Source organism: Bradyrhizobium pachyrhizi (genome assembly GCF_029714545.1).
Taxonomy (GTDB): domain Bacteria; phylum Pseudomonadota; class Alphaproteobacteria; order Rhizobiales; family Xanthobacteraceae; genus Bradyrhizobium; species Bradyrhizobium pachyrhizi.
Genome location: NZ_CP121667.1, coordinates 1,661,342 through 1,683,229 on the forward strand (window position 1 = coordinate 1,661,342; position 21,888 = coordinate 1,683,229).

At 64.4% G+C, this 21,888-nt stretch carries 21 protein-coding genes; 7 read left to right on the forward strand and 14 right to left on the reverse strand.

What is annotated here, in order from left to right; all coding sequences use genetic code 11:
* Positions 1 to 190 precede the first annotated feature (190 nt).
* Positions 191 to 586 (forward strand): response regulator, encoded by a 396-nt coding sequence (locus QA639_RS07555; protein ID WP_016844467.1) that lies wholly within the window; start codon positions 191 to 193, stop codon positions 584 to 586.
* A gap of 450 nt (positions 587 to 1,036) precedes the next feature.
* On the opposite strand, the gene QA639_RS07560 is transcribed toward QA639_RS07555, so the two are convergent.
* The 7 genes from QA639_RS07560 to uvrC form a co-directional block, all read right to left on the reverse strand.
* Positions 1,037 to 1,891: a TIGR01459 family HAD-type hydrolase gene (locus QA639_RS07560; RefSeq protein ID WP_050384201.1), complete on the reverse strand. Its 855-nt coding sequence runs from the start codon at positions 1,889 to 1,891 to the stop codon at positions 1,037 to 1,039.
* 15 nt (positions 1,892 to 1,906) lie between these two features.
* Entirely contained in the window at positions 1,907 to 3,319 is a 1,413-nt protein-coding gene (locus QA639_RS07565; RefSeq protein ID WP_050384200.1) for an EAL domain-containing protein, read from the reverse strand.
* Between the two features lie 165 nt (positions 3,320 to 3,484).
* Entirely contained in the window at positions 3,485 to 4,444 is a 960-nt protein-coding gene (prmB, locus tag QA639_RS07570) for a 50S ribosomal protein L3 N(5)-glutamine methyltransferase (RefSeq protein ID WP_283089464.1), read from the reverse strand.
* On the reverse strand, positions 4,444 to 4,911 hold the full coding sequence (locus QA639_RS07575; protein WP_028333073.1) for a molybdenum cofactor biosynthesis protein MoaE: 468 nt from the start codon (positions 4,909 to 4,911) through the stop codon (positions 4,444 to 4,446). The genes prmB and QA639_RS07575 overlap by 1 nt, the downstream gene beginning before the upstream one ends.
* A gap of 8 nt (positions 4,912 to 4,919) precedes the next feature.
* Positions 4,920 to 5,171, reverse strand: a complete 252-nt coding sequence (moaD, locus tag QA639_RS07580; protein ID WP_028333074.1) for a molybdopterin converting factor subunit 1 — start codon at positions 5,169 to 5,171, stop codon at positions 4,920 to 4,922.
* A complete protein-coding gene (pgsA, locus tag QA639_RS07585) occupies positions 5,168 to 5,782 on the reverse strand; it encodes a CDP-diacylglycerol--glycerol-3-phosphate 3-phosphatidyltransferase (RefSeq protein WP_016844474.1) in 615 nt (204 codons plus the stop codon). The genes moaD and pgsA overlap by 4 nt, the downstream gene beginning before the upstream one ends.
* Before the next feature lie 193 nt (positions 5,783 to 5,975).
* Positions 5,976 to 8,075 (reverse strand): excinuclease ABC subunit UvrC, encoded by a 2,100-nt coding sequence (uvrC, locus tag QA639_RS07590; RefSeq protein ID WP_028333076.1) that lies wholly within the window; start codon positions 8,073 to 8,075, stop codon positions 5,976 to 5,978.
* Positions 8,076 to 8,341: 266 nt separating this feature from the next.
* On the opposite strand from uvrC, the gene QA639_RS07595 reads away from it, so the two are divergent.
* Entirely contained in the window at positions 8,342 to 8,965 is a 624-nt protein-coding gene (locus tag QA639_RS07595) for an outer membrane protein (protein WP_016844476.1), read from the forward strand.
* 275 nt (positions 8,966 to 9,240) lie between these two features.
* On the opposite strand, the gene QA639_RS07600 is transcribed toward QA639_RS07595, so the two are convergent.
* From QA639_RS07600 to QA639_RS07615, 4 genes are all read right to left on the reverse strand, one after another.
* On the reverse strand, positions 9,241 to 9,453 hold the full coding sequence (locus QA639_RS07600; protein ID WP_016844477.1) for a cold-shock protein: 213 nt from the start codon (positions 9,451 to 9,453) through the stop codon (positions 9,241 to 9,243).
* 261 nt (positions 9,454 to 9,714) lie between these two features.
* The gene (locus QA639_RS07605; protein WP_157346823.1) at positions 9,715 to 10,575 is read right to left on the reverse strand and encodes a 23S rRNA (adenine(2030)-N(6))-methyltransferase RlmJ; all 861 of its coding nucleotides are present in this window, start codon (positions 10,573 to 10,575) and stop codon (positions 9,715 to 9,717) included.
* 223 nt (positions 10,576 to 10,798) lie between these two features.
* Entirely contained in the window at positions 10,799 to 11,485 is a 687-nt protein-coding gene (locus QA639_RS07610; protein ID WP_038377299.1) for a ribonuclease T2 family protein, read from the reverse strand.
* A 114-nt stretch (positions 11,486 to 11,599) separates the two neighbouring features.
* Positions 11,600 to 12,076, reverse strand: a complete 477-nt coding sequence (locus QA639_RS07615; protein ID WP_028333079.1) for a hypothetical protein — start codon at positions 12,074 to 12,076, stop codon at positions 11,600 to 11,602.
* 166 nt (positions 12,077 to 12,242) lie between these two features.
* Here QA639_RS07615 and QA639_RS07620 point away from each other — a divergent pair, with 166 nt between their 5' ends.
* From QA639_RS07620 to QA639_RS07630, 3 genes are all read left to right on the forward strand, one after another.
* Positions 12,243 to 12,542, forward strand: a complete 300-nt coding sequence (locus tag QA639_RS07620) for a hypothetical protein (RefSeq protein WP_028333080.1) — start codon at positions 12,243 to 12,245, stop codon at positions 12,540 to 12,542.
* A 43-nt stretch (positions 12,543 to 12,585) separates the two neighbouring features.
* Positions 12,586 to 13,116, forward strand: coding sequence for a DUF3617 domain-containing protein (locus QA639_RS07625; protein ID WP_028333081.1), 531 nt, complete (start codon positions 12,586 to 12,588; stop codon positions 13,114 to 13,116).
* 828 nt (positions 13,117 to 13,944) lie between these two features.
* Complete coding sequence (locus tag QA639_RS07630; RefSeq protein WP_283089465.1) at positions 13,945 to 15,924, forward strand: TonB-dependent siderophore receptor; 1,980 nt, start codon at positions 13,945 to 13,947, stop codon at positions 15,922 to 15,924.
* A 169-nt stretch (positions 15,925 to 16,093) separates the two neighbouring features.
* Here QA639_RS07630 and QA639_RS07635 read toward each other — a convergent pair whose 3' ends face one another.
* From QA639_RS07635 to QA639_RS07645, 3 genes are read right to left on the reverse strand one after another with little or no spacing between them, the layout of a single operon-like run.
* Positions 16,094 to 17,479, reverse strand: coding sequence for an ATP-binding protein (locus QA639_RS07635; RefSeq protein ID WP_028333083.1), 1,386 nt, complete (start codon positions 17,477 to 17,479; stop codon positions 16,094 to 16,096).
* Positions 17,480 to 17,488: 9 nt separating this feature from the next.
* Complete coding sequence (locus tag QA639_RS07640) at positions 17,489 to 18,193, reverse strand: response regulator (RefSeq protein ID WP_038377300.1); 705 nt, start codon at positions 18,191 to 18,193, stop codon at positions 17,489 to 17,491.
* 19 nt (positions 18,194 to 18,212) lie between these two features.
* Positions 18,213 to 18,758: a MarR family winged helix-turn-helix transcriptional regulator gene (locus QA639_RS07645; RefSeq protein WP_028333084.1), complete on the reverse strand. Its 546-nt coding sequence runs from the start codon at positions 18,756 to 18,758 to the stop codon at positions 18,213 to 18,215.
* 330 nt (positions 18,759 to 19,088) lie between these two features.
* On the opposite strand from QA639_RS07645, the gene QA639_RS07650 reads away from it, so the two are divergent.
* On the forward strand, positions 19,089 to 20,168 hold the full coding sequence (locus tag QA639_RS07650; protein WP_028333085.1) for a branched-chain amino acid aminotransferase: 1,080 nt from the start codon (positions 19,089 to 19,091) through the stop codon (positions 20,166 to 20,168).
* A gap of 107 nt (positions 20,169 to 20,275) precedes the next feature.
* Positions 20,276 to 21,790 carry a histidine--tRNA ligase gene (gene hisS, locus QA639_RS07655; RefSeq protein ID WP_283089466.1) on the forward strand — a complete coding sequence of 505 codons (1,515 nt, stop codon included), beginning with the start codon at positions 20,276 to 20,278 and terminating at the stop codon, positions 21,788 to 21,790.
* The last annotated feature ends 98 nt before the right edge of the window (positions 21,791 to 21,888 follow it).

A 21,888-nucleotide genomic window follows, 5' to 3' on the forward strand; every position in this document is an offset into this window, starting at 1 on the left:
TAAGCATGATGGTGCGCGCCGGACCGTGACGCGGCGGCGGCGTGGAAGTCAAGGCTAACGAAAATCGCGTCAAATCCGTAACAATCCGGATTCAGCCGGTTAACGCGCTGTTTAACGCCTGCTGTTAGTCGTTGGCGGAAAGCTGCGTTTGTGCAGAAGCCAAGTTGCGTTTGTGGTTTTGGGGGGAAAGATGGCGGTTGATTTGTCCATGCCGGTTCTGGTGGTTGATGATTACAGCACCATGATCCGCATCATCCGGAATCTTCTCAAGCAGCTTGGATTTGAAAATATCGACGATGCCTCCGACGGCTCCGCAGCGCTGAACAAGATGCGCGGCAAGAAGTACGGCCTGGTGATTTCCGACTGGAACATGGAGCCGATGACCGGCTACGACCTGCTCAAGGAAGTCCGCGCCGATCCCAACCTTGCGACCACGCCCTTCATCATGATCACGGCGGAGTCCAAGACCGAGAACGTGATCGCGGCCAAGAAGGCCGGCGTGAACAACTACATCGTCAAGCCGTTCAATGCGGCCACGCTGAAGACCAAGATCGAGGCGGTGTTCCCGGATATGGCGACGGCGTAACCGCCCACATCGATCGCATCAACTGAAATTCGCGTCATGCCCGGGCAGAAGCGCGTTTTCGCGCTAGATGTCCCGGGCATTTGCATTTGATCACGCTTCCCTTCACCCCGCCCCGCTTGCAGGACGAGGGGAGGGTGGTTGCGCGATTTCGGAATATTAGAAGAATATCGGTGAGTTGCCCGACGTGTCAAGTCGGCTGTCGAACGTCGGCCGCCGCCGGCTACTTTGCATGGGGTTGTTTTCGATATTTTTGGCGGCGCGCCCCTTTACCTCGCCCCGCTTGCGGGGGGAGGTGGGATTGCATCGAGAGATGCAATCCGGGTGAGGGGGGACAGGTCTCTCGGCATCCAGCGCTTGGGGAGGCAGCCGCTCACCCAACCCTCCAAGAGGGAGCTTCGCTCGTCTCGACCCCGCACAAGAGCGGGGCGAGGGAGTCCGATGACCTTTTGGCTACCACTTCAGCTCGCGCATCAGCGCGCGCGGCGGATGGCCGAACAATTCCTTGATCGAGGCCGCATCGAGCTGTTCGATGCCTTCGAACTGTTCGGAATGGATGCCGCGGGTGACGAACAACAGATCGATGCCGAAGCCAAGGGCGCCGGTGAGATCGGTGCGCACGGAATCGCCGATCGCGAGCACCCGGCTGAGCTCGGTCGGACGCCCGCGGCGCTCGGTGGCCAGTGCCATGGCGCGCTCATAGATCGGCCGGTGCGGCTTGCCGTAGAAGATCACCTCGCCGCCGAGCTCGCGATAGAGTTCGGCGACCGCCCCGGCGCAGTAGATCAGCCGGTCGCCGCGCTCGACCACGATATCGGGATTGGCGCAGACCAGCGTGAGCTTGCGCTCGAGCGCCTTCAGCAGCGTGTCGCGATAATCTTCGGCCGACTCGGTCTCGTCGTCGAACAGGCCGGTGCAGATGATGTAGTCGGCCTGCTCCAGCGGCACCAGCGTGGCGTCGAGGCCGCGGTGGATCGAGCTGTCGCGCTCCGGGCCGATCCAGAAGATTTTCTGGCCGGGATGATCGGCCACGAAGTGGCGCGTCAGGTCACCTGAGGAGACGATCGCATCATAGGTCTCGTCGGCGACGCCGAGCTTGCGCAGTTGTCGCTGCACGGAATCGGCCGGTCGCGGCGCGTTGGTGATCAGGATGACCGTGCCGCCTCTCTGGCGGAACGTATGCAGCGCCTCGCAGGCCTCGGGAAAGGACTCGAGCCCGTTGTGCACGACGCCCCAGATGTCCGACAGCACCACATCGACGCCGCCGACGAGGTCGCGCAGCTGTTCCACGAAACGCAGTGAGGTCATGATGCGAATTGCCGGCTAATTTGGACCGAGGGCGCGGCGCGCCAGCGCGGCGCTGCCGGTTGCGCGCGGCGGAGCTGCGGGGCTGGAGACAGGGGCTGAAGTGCTGGCGCCATTAAGATCCTGGGGGTTGGTCTGCGGAGCCTCGGCGGTAGCAGATGCCCCCTCCGGCCGCAACGGCCGCGGCGGAGCGAACAGGAACCCCTGGCCGAACCGGACATCGTAATCGAGCAGGTCGACCACCGAGCGTTCGCCCTCGATCCGTTCGGCGATCAGGTCGATGCCGTAGCGGCCGAGCAGGTCGGACAGATCGGAAGGATGGATATCGGTGCTCGCGATCTGCTTGGCGTCGAGCAGCAGCGCCGCCGGCACCTTGATAAAGCGGACGCCGCGATCGGCGAGCTCGCGCGGCTCGAGGCGAAGGTCGCTGACATGGTCGATCGAGAACCGGTAGCCGCGCTGTGCCAGCGCCGCGAGGTTTTCGCTCTCGGTCGGGCCGAGATGGCGGAAGGTCGCCTGCTTGAACTCGAGCACGAAGGACGGCGCCAGCGCGCGGTTGGCCTCCAGGAAGTCGAGACATTGGGTGAAGTGCGCCGGGCTCGACAGCGTCGCCGCCGAGACGTTGCAGAACACGCCGACATCCTTGCTGCGGATCATCAGGCGGCGCAGCACCTGAACGCAGCGAAGCATCACCATGTGATCGATGCGGCCGATCAGGCCGCCGGCCTCGGCCGCCTCGATGAAATCCTCGGCGGCCAGCACCTGGTCGCGCTCGTCGCGCAGCCGCGTCACCGCCTCGTAGTAGCGCACCTTGCGCTGCGGCAGCGTCACCATCGGCTGCAGGTAGATGTCGAGGCGGTTCTCGTCGATGGCCTGCTTGATCGCGCCGATCAGCTGGGTCTGGCTGCGCGAGACCTCCGGCGGAGCCGCAGGTGTCGGCTGAGGCGCAACCACGACCGTCGGCGCCGGCGCAACCCGTTGCAGCACATCGTCGCGCGGGGAGGTGACCGGCTGCATCGCCGGAGCCGCTGCCAGCAGATCCTCATGATGGGCGACGGATGCCGCAAGCTGCCGCACCAGTCCGCCGAGCTCGCTGATCTCGCCGGCCATGCCCTGCATCCGGTCGGCGCCGGTGGAGTTGGCCGAGGCGACGCGGCCTTCGACTGCGGCCAGCCGGCGGCCGAATTCGGCGACCTGGCGGGCAAGGTCGGCGGTGCCGCGCGACAGATCCGCGATCTGGCCGCCGACGTCGCTGCGGTCGCGCAGCCGCATCGAGACGGCGTTGTAGAGGATCAGGCAGGTGAGGGCGGCGAGCGCCACGATCGCCGATTCCGATCCGCTGATGCCCGCCACCGAATACAGCACGAAGCCGAGCGAGGCTGCGACCAGCACCATGCAGATGGCGATGAAGATCGTCGAAATGCGAATCATGTCGCGCGCCCGCGCCCTCTGTCCGAACGTCCCCCGGACTGCGACCTTAGCACCATTGTTGATTCGACGGGCCAGCGATCTTCGGAACCGGCTGGAACTGCGCACGATTTTCGTTTCGCCCGGATCGGGCTTCGTAAATCGCCGGAGCCGGCGGCGGCACGCCGGTCAGAGGTCCGTGGCGGCGATCCAGAACACCTCGCCCTCGGAGTCCTCGGTGTCGAGCCAGAGCAGCGGCAGGTTCGGATAGGCGGCCTCGAGATTGTCGCGGCCGCGGCCGATCTCGCAGAGCAGCCCGCCCTGCGGGGTCAGATGCTGCTTCGCCTCATCGAGCAGGCGGCGGACGATGTCGAGCCCGTCGGCGCCGCCGTCGAACGCGATCTTCGGCTCGGCACGGCACTCGCGCGGCAGCGCCGCCATGCCTTCGGCGTCGACATAGGGCGGGTTCGAGATGATGAGATCGTATCTGTTGTCGCCGAGCGGCCTGAACAGGTCGCCGCGATGCAGCGTCAGGCGATCGTCGAGGCCCTGGTCGGCGACGTTGCGCGCGGCGACCTCCAGCGCGTCCTTTGAAATATCGACGGCATCGACCGCGGCGTTGGGGAAATGCCGGGCCGCCAGGATCGCGAGGCAGCCGGAGCCGGTGCAGAGATCGAGCACGCGTTCGACCTCGTCGGGATCGCCGACCAGCGAGGTGCCCTCCTCGTCACCGCCGAAATGCGAATCCAGCAATTCGCCGATGAAGGAGCGCGGCACGATGGTGCGCTCGTCGACATAGAACGGCAGGCCGCGCATATAGACCTTGTTGACGAGATAGGCGGCCGGCTTCCGCGTCGCGATCCGGCGCTCGATCAGGTCGAGGATCTGCTTGCCCTCGGCAATCGTGACGCGCGCGGTGGCAAAGTTCTCGAACTGGTCGGGATGCAGGTGCAGCGTCTCGCAGATCAGGAACGCGGCCTCGGCCACCGGATCGGTGGTGCCGTGCGCGAACACGAGCTTGGCCGCGTTGAATCGGCTCGTCGCATAGCGCAGGAAGTCAAACAGGGTGCGAAGCTCGCCGGCGCCGACTTTCGGCGCTTTCGGCACGGCGGGGCTGCGTCTGGCCGGCACTTTGCTGCGCTGGGCCATCAGGATTTGGTCCAGCGCGCGGCGGCCGCGTCGTCGTGGTCCTGCGCCTCGATCCAGCTCGCGCCGCGCGCGCTTTCCTCGCGCTTCCAGAACGGTGCGTTGGTCTTCAGATAGTCCATCAGAAACTCGGCGGCCTCGAACGCGGCCTGCCGGTGCGCCGAGGCGGTCACGACCAGCACGATGTTCTCGCCCGGCGTGATACGGCCGAAGCGATGGATGATGGTGAGGCCCTGCAACGGCCAGCGCGACAGCGCCTCGTCGGCGTGGCGTCCAATCTCCGCTTCCGCCATTTCAGGATAATGTTCGAGCGTCAGCGCCGCGATCGGCTCGCCCTGCTCGCTGCCGCGGCAGATGCCGCTGAAGCTGACGACCGCGCCGACATCGGTGCGGCCTCGGCTTAAGGCCGCGATCTCCTGCGCGACGTCGAAGTCGGCTTGCTGGATACGGATGGTCGCTGCGACGGTCATGTCGGGATTTAGCCGCCGGTCATCGGCGGAAAGAACGCGATCTCGCGGGCGCCGGAGATCGCCGCGTCCGATTTGACATGGGCGTGGTCGATCGCGGCGCGGATCACTGTCGGCTTCTCGAAGGCATAGGCATAGGCATCGTCGCGCGCGGCAAGCCAGCCGATCAGGTCGCCGACGGTGCGCACCTCGGCCGGCGGCTCGACGATCTCTTCAGCCTTGCCGACGCGTTCACGCACCCAGGCGAAATATTTCAGCTTCATCCCTCATCCTCCTTGATGAGGTGATGGATGCCGGCACGGAAGTAATCCCAGCCGGTGTAGATCGTGAAGATCGCCGACATCCAGAGCAGCACGATGCCGATCAGGGTGGTGGCCGGGAAGACCTGCTCGCCCGCTTCGCCGGCGATCAGAAAGCCGATCGCCACCAGCTGGATCGTCGTCTTCCATTTCGCCAGCTTGGTGACGGGAACGCTGACCCTGAGCCCTGCGAGATATTCGCGCAGGCCCGAGACCAGGATCTCGCGGCACAGGATCACGATCGCCGCCCACAGCGTCCAGCCATGGATCGAATTGTCGGCGGCCAGCATCAGAAGGCTGGAGGCGACCAGCAGCTTGTCGGCGATCGGATCGAGCATCCGGCCGAAGGCGGACTGCTGGTCCCACATCCGGGCATAATAGCCGTCGAGATAGTCGGTGATCCCCGCCGCAATGAACACAGCCAGCGCCACCCAGCGCAGCCACAACGGGCCGTCCAGGATCGATTGCCAGTAGACGCAGCCGATCACCACCGGGATCGCGGCGATCCGGGCGTAGGTCAGGATATTCGGGAGGGACATGGTCTTGGTCTGTCCCCGGGTCGTGGCGATGTTCATCCGTTCTACCAATACCGCTGAAGCGAGAAGGTCAACCGTGCGGACGCGCAAAGCGCGACCAGATTGCGCTGCATCGTCATAGCGCCTTAGCTCGTTGTTTAAGCATGATCTTTTCGGATAACTGCCTCACACTTTTCCGCATCATGCCCTAGATGCCCTGTCGCAGGCGACGCCGTGATGACTCGCCTTTGGTTTAACCCGGCTGGGCGTGGAAAAACTCGAAAATCTTGCGGGCACTCTCGGCGCTGACGCCGGGAACCTTGCCGAGGTCGGCGATCGAGGCCCGCTCGATCTCCTTGAGCGTTCCGAAGTGGTGCAGCAAGGCACGCTTGCGGGACGGGCCGATGCCCGGGATCTCCTGCAGGCCGGCCTCGCGGATGTCTTTTTTGCGCAGCTTGCGGTGCGAGCCGATCACGAAGCGATGGGCCTCGTCGCGCAGCCGCTGGATGAAATAGAGCACCGGGTCGCGCGGCTCCAGCTTGATGGCCTCGCGGTCGGGCATGAACAGGGTTTCGCGCCCGGCATCGCGCTCCGGACCCTTGGCCACCGCCATCAGCGAGACCTCGGTCAGTCCGAGATTCTGGAAAATCTCCCGGACCGCGTTGAGCTGGCCGCGGCCGCCGTCGATGATGACGAGATCGGGCCATTGCGGAAACGAATCGTCATCCGCTTTCGTCTTGGCAGCGGCCTCGCCCTCCGGCGGCTTCAGCAGCCGCTTGAAGCGGCGTTCCAGCACCTCGCGCATCATTCCGTAATCGTCGCCGGGCGTCAGCCCTTCGGACTTGATGTTGAACTTGCGGTACTGGTTTTTCATGAACCCGTCGGGTCCCGCCACGATCATCGCGCCGACCGCGTTGGTGCCCTGGATGTGGCTGTTGTCGTAGACCTCGATCCGCTTGGGCGTGTGCGGCAGGCCGAGCGTCGAGACCATGCCCTCCAGCAGCCGGCTTTGCGTCGCGGTATCGGCGAGCTTGCGGCCGAGTGCCTCGCGCGCGTTGGTGAGCGCGTGGCCGATCAGCTCTTTCTTCTCGCCGCGCTTCGGCACGGAGACCTCGACCTTGGATCCGGCCTTGACCGACAGCGCGTCGGCGAGCAACGCGCTTTCCTCGATCTCGTGCGACAGCAGAATCAGCTTCGGCGGCGGCTTGTCGTCGTAGAATTGCGCAAGGAACGAGGACAGCACCTCCTCGGGCGTGAAGCTCTTCTCGGCCTTCGGGAAATAGGCGCGGTTGCCCCAGTTCTGGCCGGTGCGGAAGAAGAACACCTCGACGCAGGAATAGCCGCCCTCCTGGTGGATCGCGAACACATCGGCCTCTTCGACCGTGCGCGGATTGATGCCCTGCTGCGACTGGATCGCCGACAGCGCTGCGAGACGATCGCGGTACAGCGCCGCGGTTTCGAACTCGAGCTCGCCGGAGGCCTTCTCCATCTCGGCCGCGAGCAGCTCCTTCACGGCGTGACTGCGGCCGGAGAGGAATTCGGTCGCCTCGCGCACCAGTTCGCTATAGCCGGGGAAGTCGATCTCGCGCGTGCAGGGACCGGCGCAGCGCTTGATCTGATAGAGCAGGCAGGGCCGGCTGCGGCTTTCGAAGAAGCCGTCGGTGCAGGAGCGGATCAGGAACGCGCGCTGCAGCGCCGTGATGGTGCGGTTGACCGCGCCTGCATTGGCGAACGGGCCGAAATAGCGGCCCGGCCGCGACTGCGCGCCGCGATGCTTGAGGATCTGCGGCGCCCAATGGTCGCCGGTGATCAGAATATAGGGAAACGACTTGTCGTCGCGCAGCTGCACATTGAAGCGCGGACGGAGCTGCTTGATCAGATTGGCTTCGAGCAGCAGCGCCTCGGTCTCGGTCATGGTCGAGACGATCTCGACATGCGTGGTCGCCGCGATCATGCGCAGGATGCGCGCCGGCAGCGGCGCGTTGGCCCGCGCATAGGACGACAGCCGCTTTTTGACGTTCTTCGCCTTGCCGACATAGAGCACGTCGTTGGCGGCGTTGAGCATGCGGTAGACGCCGGGCGAGGTCGGGGCGAGGCGGACCGCGTTCTCGATCGCGGCATGTCCGACCGAGAGCGTGCCCTCGGCGACCGCCTCGGCGGCGTCCTCCGAAGCCTCGGGCAGGCGTGCCTCGTCCTCCTCCTCGGCGGCGGAGGTTTCGGGATCGACGTCGCTTGTATCGAGCGCCAGATCGTCCTGTGGCAGGTCGGACTTTGAACCGCGCCGTGGCTTGGGGTCAGCCTTGGAGTCAACCTTGGGGGCCGGCGTCGGGCGCTCGGGAGAATCGTGAACCATGGGCCGTAAACTAAGTGCTTGGGCGACCGGTCGCCAGCGCTGACGGCACCAACAAAAAGCACCTCGATTGCAGGAGGTTACCGGCCCCGCGCGGGCGCCGGGAGGGGGTGCGTAACACCTTGTTAAGACTGATGAGCGGGCCGGTAACCGGGCTTAACAGCCCTTTAACTTAAAACTCTCGATAAACCTTAGCGAAAAGAGTGGAATTCCGTAACCACGCCGGCCCTGGCCGGCGGGCTGCGGCAGTTGCGTGGTGGAGAGTACCAATGACCCGGTTTGTTGCGCGTGCGCTGGCACTGATCGTTGCAGGCTGGACGACCTCGGCCGCGTCGGCCGACCTCAACTACGGATCGCCCTATACCGTCTATCAGCCGCTCAATGCCTATAGCTGGGCCGGCCCCTACCTTGGCGGCAATGTCGGCTATGGCTGGGGCTCGGTCGAGAACAACCCGACCAAGCCGTCCGGTTTCGTCGGCGGTGTGCAGGCCGGCTACAACTTCCAGAACGGCTCCCCCTGGGTGTTCGGTATCGAGGCCGATATCCAGGGCACCACTGCCGACGACCGCTTCGCGCCGTGGAAGTTCTCCAACCCGTGGTTCGGCACGGTGCGCGGCCGCGCCGGCTATGCGGTCAACAACGTGCTGTTCTACGCGACCGGCGGTCTCGCCTTCGGCGAACTGCGCGGCGAGACATTCGGCATCACGGAGAGCCACACCAATGCGGGCTTCACCGTCGGTGCCGGCGCCGAGATGGGCTTTGCCCCGCACTGGAGCGCCAAGATCGAGTATCTTTACGTCGACCTTGCCAACAGCAATTTCACGATCACCGGTGGCGTGTCGAACGGCTACAGCTTCAGCCTGGTTCGCGCCGGCATCAACTATCACTTCTGAGAACAAGAAAACGTCGACCATTAACTCCCGGCCGCGCCTTGCGCGGCCGGGTTTTTCTTTGTGTTAATGATCTCAACGTCGCGCACGGCCATATACACGCCGCGGCGTCCGCGAATCCAATCGGTGGGCCGCACGTGTGGGATATGCGGCACCGCCAGTCGCGTCCGCATCATGCAGGTGGTCATCCAGCGAGCGCCAGCCACGCGCTCGGCAGTCAGCTCACACGCAACGCCTCATTCGGTGTTCATCCCGAGCCCGCGCATCGCGAGCGCTCGTCATGAGACCACCAGGTTGACCGCCTTCGGGCCCTTGCCCTTCTTGTCGGGCTCAACCTCGAACGTAATGCGTTGTCCTTCAGTCAGGTCCTTCAATCCTGCACGCTCGACAGCTGTGATGTGAACGAACACATCGCGGCCGCCATCATCAGGCTTGATGAAGCCGTAGCCACGCTCTCCGTTGAAGAACTTGACTGTCCCAGTCATGGCCATCGGGAAACTCCTCCCCCGTATTGCTCCACCGCCACGCGCACGCCGCGTAGCGGTTGACCGACATTCGCTTGTCGGAAGCTTGGCCACCTGAACAGCCCGGCGTCACGCCGCCGGTCTGCCTGGATTTTATTTCGGCCTTGTCACTCCGCCGCAACCATTCGCGGAAGCGGAACGTAAAGCCAGTCGTAACAGGATGAGCATAATACGGTTCCGCGCAAATTGCCTATGCTCAAAATTGAACTTTTCAGTAGGAGGTGTCGATCATGGTTTGGGCGTCTCGAGTCTGAAGCGTCCCGCGCCGCCTTGACCGAGCGGCTTCTCGAGTTCGGGCAGGATGATCTTCAACTCATTCGCCAGCGTCCACGGCGGATTCACCAGCAAAAGACCTGTGGAAACGAGGCCTGCGCCTGCTTCTTGCGGTGCCACACTGAATTCCAATCGCAGGCATTTGCCGGCAGGCCGGCTGCTTGCTGCTGCAGCAGCCACACTGCGCGCTAGCTCATCGGTGGCTCTCCGGGTTTTTACGGGGTACCACAAAAGATACGAGCCGGTCGGCCACTTCGCGTACGCTTCCGTGAAAGCACTGGCCAGCCGCTCGAACTCGTCCTTCGCTTCGAACGGCGGATCGATCAGCACCAGGCCGCGCCGTTCGTTCGGCGGCACGAATGCGGGCAGCGCCATCCAGCCGTCGAGATCGACGACGCGCGCTTGCGCGTCGCGTCGCAGCGCGTCGATCAGTTGTTTGCGCGCCGTCGGTTCGATCTCGCAGGCGGTGAGGCGATCTTGCGGACGCAGCAGCGCCCGCGCGATCAACGGCGAACCGGGATAGGCTTTCAGCTCGCCTTTCGGATTGAATGCTCTGACGATGTCGAGATAGGGCGCGATCAGCGGCAATGCCTTGTCGGAGAGCCGCGCCTGCATCAGCCGCGCGATGCCGGTGAGCCATTCGCCGCCGCGCTGCGCTTCGCTCGACGTCAAATCATAGAGACCGGCGCCGGCATGGGTGTCGATGACGCGGAACGGCGCCGGCTTGTCCTGCAGATAGGTGAGCATGCGCACCAGCACGATGTGCTTGATGACGTCGGCAAAGCTGCCGGCATGAAAGGCGTGACGGTAGTTCATGTGATGATCGTGCCGCGCTCCCAAAGGGTGCGCATGTTGTACTCGTCATGCCCGGGCTTGTCCCGGCCTTCGCTAAAGCTTCGGCGGGGTTAACGTCCGAGCTCGGCGAAGCCCGGCTCCCGGGCATCTGCGCCTTATCTGGCTTGTTTCGCGATGGCGCAGGTGGCCGGGACGTTCTGCGCGACGACGCGCGGCGCGGGTCTGCCGGCCATGACACAGAGCGTCAGCCGCCGCGAACCGGCGGCATCAGCACCTGATCGCGGCGGCAGGCGCGGCGATCGATTTCCTCGCAGGAGCGGAATTGCAGATCCTTGCTGAGGCAGATCCGCACCTCGCTGAGCCGCTTGCTGTCGCAGGTCACCGAGATCGCGGAGTTGCTGAGGCCCGGATTGACCTTGATGAACGCCGTCTCCAGCTCGTCGGGCGCGACCGTCTTCGGCTCCGACAATTGCAGGAATTCCTCGGGGATCTTCACCGTGGCGCGAGCCTTGCGGATGGCTTCGAAATAGGCGCGCTCGCCGAGACCGGAGCAGGTGCCGTGCTTGTCCCACTCGTTGTAGATCAGCCCGGGCGCCGGCATCAGGTCGAGCATCGAGCTCATGATGCTGCGGGCGAGTCGCGGCGAGGGCCGCTGGCAGTATTCCGGAAAGCCCCGCTCATATTGCGGCCACAGGCCGTGCACCACGAAGGAATAGGGCCGTCCGCCGCACTGTGCCTGCGTGCCGCGGCCGTTGTTGCCGCGCTCGCTCGCCGCCTCGCAGAACGAGGGCGACCACGACAGCGACAGCACATAGAAATCGAACTCACCGGGCGCATTCTGGCGGCGATCCTGGGCCGAGGCTCCAACCGCACTGCACAGAATAATGGCAACCGAAATCAAAAATCGGGAAATTGTGTCCAACCGAGGCATCAACCCGCTCCCTCACTCGACCGCCCGGAGCCTAGCAGGCCGCGAGAACATTTCAAGAACAAAAAGCCGCCGTCCAAATGGCGGCGGCTCCTGCTTTAGCAATCTGGTCGGAGATCAGGGCCGCGCGGCCTTGCAGGACGGGTTATAGGCCCAGTTGCGGTCGAGCCCCGCGACGCACCATTCGACGCCCTGATTGATGCTGGCAAAGCCGCCGTCCTCGATGATCGAATAGTGCACCTTGCGCACCTTGCCGTCGCTCAGCATCGCCTCGCCCGTGCAATAACGGCGCGGAATATTGTCGGACTGCCAGGGACGGAAGGCGGTTTCGTGAATCCCGTTGAAGCCGGTGATCACGAGCGGCGAATTCCAGAAGGTGGCTTCCTTTTCCTGGAATTGCGTGCTGATGACCGTCAGGGCCTTCTCGCATGGGGCCACATTGCCGTCATAGCGCGGGCCGGACAGCCAGAAGTTCATTTCGAGCGGATTGGCGGCCTGGGCCGTACCCCCGAAAGCCAGCAGGCTGACCACGAGTGCGGCGCCGAGGCCGAGCTTGCGGCCGAGTTTATTGCGGGAGTTGAACAGGTTGCGCATGGGAATCCACCCGATTATCCGATGCCGCGGACGGTGCCGTGAAGCCCCGGCTAGGTCAAGTGCAGGGCGGCAACACCTGCGGAGAAGTCCACTTTGGGGAGCCGGCTCGTTCTTTTCACGGTCGCCGGCGCACTCTATGTTGGCTCGAAGCGAAATGGAGTCTGCGATGCGAAGGAAATTGGCCGCGTGCCTGGTTGCCGTTTGCGGGATGCTGGCCGTTGTGCCGGCGCGAGCGGATTGGATGCAGCCGGTGCCGCCGTTCAAGGGCAACGATACCGGCGGTATCATCGCCTATACGCTGGCGACCCAGAGCGACGCCCGGCAGCTCGCCGTCGATCATTGCGCCTCCTACGGCAAGGTGGCCAAGTTCCTTGCGATGCAGAACTATCCGGGCGGCTACATCTCTTTCGCCTGTCGCTGGGTGCCCTATGGCGCGGCCCAGAGGCCGCTGCGCACGCTCTACTGAGCGCGTACCAGATCTTTCGATCGTTCAGCCGGGAGCCGACCGCATGACCCGACAGCTTGCCTTGTTTGGTTCGGCTGTGTGCCTTGTCCTGTCCGCTGGCGCCGCAAGTGCCGTCGACCTGCCGATCCGCAAGGCCGGTCTGTGGGAGATGAAGATGGTGCGCACCGGCGGGCCGATGCCGGAAATCACCATGCAGCACTGCACCGACGAGACCACCGACAAGGAGATGAGCGCGGCGGCCTCGCCGATGGCCAAGGAAGTCTGCTCCAAGCAGGATATCCAGAAGACCGCGACCGGCTATGTCAGCGACAGCGTCTGCAGCGTCGCCGGCATGACGATGCAGAGCCATGCCGAGATCGTCGGCGATTTCAATTCCGCCTACACGGTGAAGAGCACCTCGCATGCCGAGGGCGGCGCGGCCGGCTCGCGCGATACCACGATGACCATCGAGGCGAAATGGCTCGGCGCCTGCAAGAGCGACCAGAAGGCCGGTGACATCATCATGCCCGGCGGCATGAAGATGAACGTCAAGGACATGGAAAAGCTGAAGGGCCTCCTGCCCAAGCAGAAGTAGCGCGCAGCGCATTCGGCCGTTGCGGCGCGCCTGAATGCATCGCCTCTCATGCTGAGAGTCTGTGACACTTCGCATCACCGTCATTGCGAGCAGTTCGCGACGAAAATGCGGAGCAATCTTGCGCCGAGGCGATGTGCAATCCATCCGATCCCTCCGCGTCACTGCGTTCGTGTGCTCCTCGGCGCGCGATGACGTCGACGGGATGCAACATCACTGAATGATCGCCGCGTGCCTCGCGTTCGAGACTCTCTGCGAGAGACGACGCGCATCGCCTTCGTCGTGTCGAACGCCTGACGCGCCAACATGTCGTTTTGAATCGTTCCAGCGTTGCGCATCTTGAATCACTCCAGTGTTGCGCTTCGTTGCTGCTTCCATCGATTCTATTTTGCACGTGTGGAATTTCGATCATCCCGCCGATAGAAGTCCGCCCCAATCGATGTCGGCCTTGTCGCAAACGCGGCTCGATCGATGTCGGCGCAAGGCAATGCGGGGATTTGTTCGGTGGGAATGGCTTCGTTGCGGAGCAAGCGCGGCTTGCTTGCATCAACGGCTGCGATCAACGCAGCGCTACTCGGTTCGGTCATACTTGTGCCAATGGGCACAGACGTCGCCTACGCTCAGGCGCAGACAAGTCCTCCGCAGAACAATGTCAGCGAACTTCCCGCAGTGACGGTGGATGAACCTGGCGCCGCAAAGAAGCGCGGTGCCGTCGTTTCAACTCAGAACACCAGGACTTCGCGCGCGGTCGCGGCGAACCGGCGCCGCAATGCGACTGCGCCCGCCCAGAGTCAGGCTCCGCGGTCGCAAGGCACAGGTGGCGCGATCGGTATGACGACCGGTTACGTCGCGACCGCCAGCACTGCCGGCACCAAGACCAGCACAGCGCTGATCGAAACGCCGCAGTCGCTTTCGGTCGTCACGCAAAAGGAGCTAAGGGATCGCAACGTTCAGACGCTCAAGGACGCCGTCAGCTATACGCCGGGCGTGACGACCACGGCGTTCGGCTATGATCCAAGGTTCGACAGTTTCTACATCCGCGGCTTCGATGCGACCTATACAGGCATCTATCGCGACGGCCTGCGTCAGGGCGGCGGCAACTTCGCCATTCCCAAGATCGAACCCTACGGTCTCGACAGCGTGTCGATCCTGCGCGGACCAGCCTCGGGCCTCTATGGCCTCGGCTCTCCGGGAGGCATCGTGGATGTCACGACCAAGCGGCCGCCGTTGACGGCATTCGATGAGGTGCAGCTGCAGGGCGGCACCTACGACCGTTACCAGGGCAGTTTCGATGTCGGTGGTCCGGTGCCCGGCAGCGATCAGCTGTACTACCGGCTGACGGGTCTGCTTCGCGACGCAAAGACCTGGTATCCGGGCAACGACGACGATCGCGCCTATATCGCGCCGGCGCTGACCTGGCGGCCGGACGCCGACACGTCCTTCACCATCCTGAGCGAATATCAAAGCAACCGAACCGCCGCGAGCATCGGCAATTTCCGCACGCCCGACGGACAATTGACCAACATCTACTCGAATGATCCGGCGTTCAGCGCCATGGATCAGAAGCAATATCGCATCGGCTACGCGTTCGAGCACAATGTCGACGATGTGTGGACGGTGCGGCAGAACTTCCGCTTCTACCAGGTCGACGTCGACGCGAAATACACCCAGATCGATTCGATCGACAGCGGCACCAATCTGGCGTCGCGGTCCGCCTGGCGGATCCTGGACAGCTTCAACACGGTGACGCTCGACAATCAGGCCGAGGCCAAGTTCATGCTCGGCGCGATCAAGAATACCGTGCTGCTCGGCGTCGACTACGGCCACTCCTACTACAACGACAAGATCGGCTACGGGCCGGCGCCCGATCTCAATCTCCAGACCATGAACTACGGCGCCCAGGCGATCGCGACGCCGGCATTCTCGATCTTCAACAAGCAGTCGACCGACGAGGTCGGTGTCTATGCGCAGGACCAGGCCAAGCTCGGCGGCTTCATTCTGACGCTCAACGGCCGCCAGAGCTGGGTGTCGCAGACGACGACCGCGGGTCTCGACGGCGTGCCGTCAACGCAGAAAGCGACTGACTTCACGGGCCGTGCGGGCCTGAGCTACGTCTTCGACAACGGCATTGCACCCTATATCAGCTACGCGACGGCATTCGCCCCGCAGGTCGGCGTCGACGCATCCGGACTGCCGTTCAAGCCGACCACCGGCGAGCAGAAGGAAGTGGGCATCAAGTACCAAATGCCGCAGATTGCGGTGCTGTTGACCGCCGCGGTGTTCGACATCACGCAGGACAACGTGCTGCGCACCGATCCGAACAACATGGCGTTCCAGGCAGCGACCGGGCAGGTCGAATCCAAGGGCGTGGAGCTCGAGGCGAAGCTGGCGCTCAAGCAGGGATTTGATCTCACCGCCGCCTACACCCATCTCAACGTCGTGATCACGCAGGGCAATCCCGATACGACCGGCAATCAGCTTTCCGGCATTCCGAGCAATTCCTTCGCCGCCTTCGGCAAATATACGTTCCAGTCCGGCGTGCCCGTCGAAGGGCTCGGGCTTGGTCTCGGCGTGCGTTATATCGGCACGAACTTCGGCAACGACCAGAACACGTTCCAGAACGCGGCGACGACGTTGTTCGATGCGGTGATCGATTACGATCTGGGCAGGCTGGACCGGCGCTTCCTCGGCGCCACCATGCGCGTCAACGCCACCAATCTGTTCGACACGCACTACCAGACCTGCCAGTCCGGTTACTGCTATGCCGGCGAGCGGCGGCAGGTCATCGGGACCTTGTCCTATCGCTGGTAGCTCGAATTTGTTGTTTAAAGCATGATCCGGAAAAGTGCGAAGCGGTTTTCCGAAAAGATCATGCTCAAACAAAGAGCTAAGGCGCGATGACGATTCAACCTAATCTCATCGCGCTTTAGACGCGTTTTCTTCACGCGAACCGGCGTCCACTTCGCTCGAAAACGCTATGTCACACCGGCACCCGCACGACGGCCCGCAGGCCGCCCATCGGGCTTTCGCTGAGCATGATGTCGCCGCCATGCGAGCGGGCGATGTCGCGAGCGATCGCAAGCCCGAGCCCGGTGCCGCCTTCGTCCTGGTTGCGGGCATCGTCGAGCCGCAGGAACGGCTTGAACACTTCCTCGCGCATGTCAGCGGGGATGCCCGGCCCGTCGTCGTCGACCGTGACGTTGAGATAGCGGTGATCGCGATGGCCGGTGATCGAGATCGTGTTGGCGTGGCGCGCCGCGTTGGAGACGAGGTTGGCGAGGCAGCGCTTGAACGAGGCCGGCTTCACCGTGACGACGGGCAGGCCGTGGAACGCAACGGTCGCGGTATGGCCGTGGCGTTCGGCGTCGCTGCGCAATTCCTCCAGCGCCAACGCCATGTCGGTCGGCTGCGCGACCTCGCCGGAATCGCCGCGGGCGAAGGCGAGATAATCCTCCAGCATCATCGACATCTCGTCGACGTCCTTGCGCATCGCGTCGATCTCGGGGCCTTCGCCGATCAGGGCAAGCTCGAGCTTGAACCGGGTCAGGATGGTGCGCAGGTCATGCGACACGCCGGCGAGCATCGCGGTGCGCTGCTCGATCGAACGTTCGACGCGCGCCTTCATCTCGATGAAGGCCTGCGCCGCGCGCCGCACCTCGCGCGCGCCGCGTGGCCGGAAGTTCGGCGCCTCGCGGCCCTTGCCGAAACTTTCGGCGGCGTCGGCCAGCCGCAGGATCGGCTTGATCTGGTTGCGCAGGAACAGCACGGCGACGATCAGGAGGATTGTCGAGGTGCCGAGCATCCAGAAGATGAAGATCTCCGAATTGGAGGCGTAGGCCGCGCTGCGCTGGGCGAAGATCCGCATCACCGAATCGTCGAGCTGCACGCGGATCTCGACCAGATTGGATTTGCCGACGGTGTCGATCCAGAACGGACGGCTGATCTGGCGGCCGAGCTGCACCGACAGGGTCTGGTCGAGCAGCGAGAAGAACGGCTTCGGCCCCGGCGGCGGCATGTCGCCGGCGGGAAGGAAGTCGACCACCAGCTGCAGTTTCTGGGCGATGCGGCGAAGCTGCGCGCGGTCCTTGTCCTGCGGGTAGCTCTTGTAGACGTCGATCAGCGCGGCGATATCGGAGACCACCGCGGCCGACAGGCGCCGCGTCACCGTGTTCCAGTGCCGCTCCATGAACACGAACGCCACCACGGTCTGCAGGATCACCATCGGCACGATCATGATCAGCAGCGCGCGGGCATAGAGGCCGGTCGGCATCCAGCTCTTGAACGCATTGCCCATCCAGCCGTTCGCCTTCGAGACGCGCTGCGAGGCGTTGCGGATCAGGGTCAGGCCGGAGTCGAGCGTGCTCATGGCAGCATCTTATGGCGAGGCGACCAGGCGATAGCCGATGCCGCGCACCGCCTGCAGGAACAGCGGATTGGCGGGATCGTGCTCGATCTTGCGGCGCAGGCGGTTGATCTGCACGTCGACCGCGCGCTCATTGACGGTGCCGCCGGAGGTCAACTCGGCGCGCGGCACGGTCTCGCCGGGCGCGCTGGCGAGGATGCGCAGCATCTCGCGCTCGCGATCGGTGAGATGGATGATCTCTTCACCCTGGCGCAGTTCGCTGCGCTCGATGTGGAAGATATAGGGGCCGAACGCGATCTGCTCGACGACTGCGACCTGCGGCGGCGCGGTGCGCTTGAGGATATTGCCGATCCGGAGCACCAGCTCGCGCGGCTCGAACGGCTTGGCGACATAATCGTCGGCGCCGATCTGCAGGCCCTCGATGCGGGCTTCCGCCTCGTGGCGCGCGGTCAGCATGATGATCGGCACCGTCGAGGAGCTGCGGATGAAGCGGGCGAGGTCGAAGCCGTTCTCGCCGGGCATCATCACGTCGAGGATCAGCAGGTCGAAATGCAGCCCGAGCAGCTTGGCGCGCGCATCGGTGGCGCTCATTGCCGTGGTGACCCGGTAGCCTTCGCCGGAGAGAAAGCGCGACAGCAGGTCGCGAATGCGGCGGTCGTCGTCGACCAGCAGAAGATGCGGCGCGTCGTCTGCCGGCTCGACCGGCGCGCGCATCATGGTTGCAGCCTGCACCGATTCACTCCCTCGTTTTTCTGCCGCCGCCGAAGATCGCTTCGAGCACCTTGTCGGGATCGTCGCGGTCGATCATCGCGCGGAGGAATTGGCGAACCGTCTCGACGCCGGCCGGATCGATGCCGGCGACCGCCCGGTTGATGCGGTCGGTCTGCAGCCCCGCGAGCTTGGCGACCAGCGCCTCGCCCTTCGGGGTGGCGTAGAGCAGGCGCTGCCGGCGGTCGTTGTTGCCGGTCTTCTGAACGATGTAGCCCTCGTCCAAGAGCTGCTTGAGCACGCGCCCGAGCGACTGCTTGGTGATGCGCAGGACGTCGAGCAGATCGGCGACCTTCAGCCCCGGATAGCGGGTGACGAAGTGGATGACGCGGTGGTGGGCGCGGCCGAAGCCGAACGCCTCCAGCTCCTGGTCGGCGTCGCCGACAAAGTCGCGGTAGGCGAAGAACAACAGCTCGATGATGTCCCAGCGCAGGTCGCGCCCCGCCCCCGGAGCGTGGTCGTCTCCCTGCGAATCGGGGTTGGCAGCCATGCCTGAGAAATTTATGTCAGTCATATTGACGTATCTTGGGTTCAATGTTACAAAACTGCCTGTCACGACGAAACATTAGGTCGTTTTGTCCTCGACAGCGTTTAAGGCGGCCTGAACGAGCCTGTGAGGCGGTTTGGGCCGCAAATTGGACTACCGTGCGATTGTCGAGCGGCATTTCGGCAAACATACTGGACTTCAGCATTCCGCAAAAGCATGTCTAAACGGCATGTTGGCGATGGAAGCTGCCGGCGCGGCCGGCGGTGGTGAAGTTCGGGCCAGCCGAGCCGGAAGGCTCCGGGGGAAACAGGCCGGCGCCGGGTATCGCGCCGGTTCCGACAGCGGAAAGCAAGAAAAATGACTTTGAAATTTGACATCCAGCCTTCGCCGAATGCGACGTCCGACAAGGATCGCGCGGCGAAGCTCGTGGACCCCGGCTTCGGCCGGGTCTTTACCGATCACATGGCGATCGTCCGCTACAGTCAGGGCAAGGGCTGGCACAGCGCCCGCGTCGAGGCCCGCGCGAATTTTCCGCTCGATCCGGCCGGCGCGGTGCTGCACTACGCCCAGGAAATTTTCGAAGGTCTCAAGGCCTACAAGCGCGACGACGGCGGCGTGAACCTGTTTCGGCCGGACGCCAATGCCCGCCGCTTCCATGATTCGGCCGAGCGCATGGCGATGGCGCCGTTGCCCGAGGATTTGTTCATCGATGCGGTCGAGCAGCTGGTGCGGATCGATCGCGCCTGGATCCCGGGCGGCGAGGGCAGTCTCTATCTGCGGCCCTTCATGATCGCGAGCGAGATCTTCCTCGGCGTGAAGCCGTCGGCCGAATACATCTTCTCGGTCATCGCCTCGCCGGTCGGCTCCTATTTCAAGGGCGGCCCTGCGCCGGTGTCGATCTGGGTGTCGGAGAATTACACGCGCGCCGCGATCGGCGGCACCGGCGCCGTCAAGTGCGGCGGCAACTACGCCGCCAGCCTGCGCGCGCAGGCCGAGGCGATCGAACGGGGCTGCGACCAGGTCGTGTTCCTCGATGCGGTCGAACGCCGCTACATCGAGGAGCTCGGTGGCATGAACGTGTTCTTCGCGTTCGACGACGGCTCGCTGCTGACGCCGCCGCTCGGCACCATCCTGCCCGGCATCACCCGCGACTCGATCATCGCGCTTGCCAAGGATGCCGGCACGCGCGTGCGCGAGGAGCCCTATACGATCCAGCAATGGCGCGCTGACGCCGCCAGCGGCAAGCTGAAAGAGGCGTTCGCCTGCGGCACCGCGGCCGTCATCTCGCCGATCGGCAAGGTGTGCTCGGCGAGCGGCGATTTCCAGATCAGCGGCGGCGTGGCCGGCCCGGTCGCCATGGGCCTGCGCAAGAAGCTGGTCGACATCCAGTACGGTCGCACCAACGACCCGCATAACTGGATTAGGAACGTCGAGTGACGGACGCAACGTGATTCCGGGTTCGCGTCTTTGACGCGCCCCGGAATGACAGCCGGAAGCCGATGGCGGCGGTTGCCGCCTTGCGCGTCCACTGGTAAACGCCGCCAATGGCCGAGAAACCCAAAAAACCCCAGAAACTGAAGGCGCGCCTGCCGCGCGGGCTGGAAGATCGCGGCCCGGCCGCGATCAATGCCACGCGGGCGATGGTCGAGAAGATCCGCGCCGTCTACGAGCTCTACGGCTTCGAGCCGGTGGAGACGCCGGCGATGGAATACACCGACGCGCTCGGCAAGTTCCTGCCCGACCAGGACCGTCCCAACGAGGGCGTGTTCTCGTTCCAGGACGATGACGAGCAGTGGATCTCGCTGCGCTACGACCTCACCGCGCCGCTGGCGCGCTACGTCGCGGAAAACTTCGACGCGCTGCCGAAGCCGTATCGGTCCTATCGCTTCGGTTACGTCTTCCGCAACGAGAAGCCGGGTCCCGGCCGCTTCCGCCAGTTCATGCAGTTCGACGCCGACACGGTCGGCTCGGCGACGCCGGCGGCCGACGCCGAGATCTGCATGATGGCGGCCGACACGATGGAAGCACTCGGCATTCCGCGCGGCTCCTATGTCGTGAAGGTGAACAACCGCAAGGTGCTCGACGGCGTGCTCGAGGCGATCGGCCTCGGCGGCGACGACAATGCTGGCCGCCGCCTCACCGTGCTGCGCGCGATCGACAAGCTCGACAAATTTCCAGCCGATGAGGTCCGCAAGCTGCTTGGTCCCGGACGATGGGATGGCGGCGAAGAGGGCAAGGGCGACTTTACCAAGGGCGCCGACCTGAGCCCCGCGGATGCCGATATCGTCCTGGCCGTCACGCGGCAGCGCGACGATTGGCGAGAGGCGATTGCTGCGGCGGAGGCCTATCTGGCGAAGAGCGAAGTTGGTCAGGCCGGCGTGAGCGAGCTCGAGGAGATCGCCAAGCTGGTCGCGGCGTCCGGCTATGGCGCGGATCGCATCCGCATCGATCCCACCGTTGTTCGCGGTCTCGAATATTACACCGGCCCGGTCTACGAGGTTGAGCTGCTGCTCGACACCAAGGACGAGAAAGGCCGCCCGGTGCGGTTCGGCTCGGTCGGTGGCGGCGGCCGCTACGACGGCCTGGTCTCGCGCTTCCGCGGCGAGCCGGTGCCGGCGACCGGTTTCTCGATCGGCGTGTCGCGCCTGCAGGCCGCACTGACGATGCTCGGCCAGCTCGACGCGCGGGCCGAGTTCGGTCCCGTCGTCGTCACCGTGTTCGACCGCGACCGTGTCGCCGACTACCAGAAGATGGTCGCGCAGTTGCGCCAGGCCGGCATCCGGGCCGAGCTCTATCTCGGCAATCCGAAGAACATGGGCAATCAGCTCAAATATGCCGACCGCCGCAACTCGCCCTGCGTGATCATCCAGGGCTCGGACGAGAAGGCGCGCGGCGAGGTGCAGATCAAGGATTTGATCGAGGGCGCCAAGGCCGCCGCTGCGATTGCCTCCAACCAGGAATGGCGTGAGACGCGTCCGGCGCAGTTCTCCTGCGCAGAGGCCGATCTCGTCGCCCGGGTCCGCGAGGTCCTGGCGCGGCATGACGTGGCGTGGGGATAGCCATTCGCTTGTGACGTCATGCGCGGCCTTGTGCCGGGCATCCACCTCTTGTTTGATGCGCGGCGACGTGAATGACCGGGAGGAGCCCGGCCATGGCG

Coding starts and splice junctions, on each gene's coding strand:
- QA639_RS07635 (WP_028333083.1), bottom strand. CDS start 17,479: ATGAGCACGCTCGACTCCGGCCTGACCCTGATCCGCAACGCCTCGCAG.
- QA639_RS07605 (WP_157346823.1), bottom strand. CDS start 10,575: ATGAACTACCGTCACGCCTTTCATGCCGGCAGCTTTGCCGACGTCATC.
- QA639_RS07630 (WP_283089465.1), top strand. CDS start 13,945: ATGACGACCGGTTACGTCGCGACCGCCAGCACTGCCGGCACCAAGACC.
- QA639_RS07650 (WP_028333085.1), top strand. CDS start 19,089: ATGACTTTGAAATTTGACATCCAGCCTTCGCCGAATGCGACGTCCGAC.
- QA639_RS07645 (WP_028333084.1), bottom strand. CDS start 18,758: ATGACTGACATAAATTTCTCAGGCATGGCTGCCAACCCCGATTCGCAG.
- QA639_RS07555 (WP_016844467.1), top strand. CDS start 191: ATGGCGGTTGATTTGTCCATGCCGGTTCTGGTGGTTGATGATTACAGC.
- uvrC (WP_028333076.1), bottom strand. CDS start 8,075: ATGGTTCACGATTCTCCCGAGCGCCCGACGCCGGCCCCCAAGGTTGAC.
- pgsA (WP_016844474.1), bottom strand. CDS start 5,782: ATGAACATCGCCACGACCCGGGGACAGACCAAGACCATGTCCCTCCCG.
- QA639_RS07575 (WP_028333073.1), bottom strand. CDS start 4,911: ATGACCGTCGCAGCGACCATCCGTATCCAGCAAGCCGACTTCGACGTC.
- hisS (WP_283089466.1), top strand. CDS start 20,276: ATGGCCGAGAAACCCAAAAAACCCCAGAAACTGAAGGCGCGCCTGCCG.
- QA639_RS07620 (WP_028333080.1), top strand. CDS start 12,243: ATGCGAAGGAAATTGGCCGCGTGCCTGGTTGCCGTTTGCGGGATGCTG.
- QA639_RS07625 (WP_028333081.1), top strand. CDS start 12,586: ATGACCCGACAGCTTGCCTTGTTTGGTTCGGCTGTGTGCCTTGTCCTG.
- moaD (WP_028333074.1), bottom strand. CDS start 5,171: ATGAAGCTGAAATATTTCGCCTGGGTGCGTGAACGCGTCGGCAAGGCT.
- QA639_RS07595 (WP_016844476.1), top strand. CDS start 8,342: ATGACCCGGTTTGTTGCGCGTGCGCTGGCACTGATCGTTGCAGGCTGG.
- QA639_RS07640 (WP_038377300.1), bottom strand. CDS start 18,193: ATGATGCGCGCGCCGGTCGAGCCGGCAGACGACGCGCCGCATCTTCTG.
- QA639_RS07615 (WP_028333079.1), bottom strand. CDS start 12,076: ATGCGCAACCTGTTCAACTCCCGCAATAAACTCGGCCGCAAGCTCGGC.
- QA639_RS07600 (WP_016844477.1), bottom strand. CDS start 9,453: ATGGCCATGACTGGGACAGTCAAGTTCTTCAACGGAGAGCGTGGCTAC.
- prmB (WP_283089464.1), bottom strand. CDS start 4,444: ATGGCCCAGCGCAGCAAAGTGCCGGCCAGACGCAGCCCCGCCGTGCCG.
- QA639_RS07560 (WP_050384201.1), bottom strand. CDS start 1,891: ATGACCTCACTGCGTTTCGTGGAACAGCTGCGCGACCTCGTCGGCGGC.
- QA639_RS07565 (WP_050384200.1), bottom strand. CDS start 3,319: ATGATTCGCATTTCGACGATCTTCATCGCCATCTGCATGGTGCTGGTC.
- QA639_RS07610 (WP_038377299.1), bottom strand. CDS start 11,485: ATGCCTCGGTTGGACACAATTTCCCGATTTTTGATTTCGGTTGCCATT.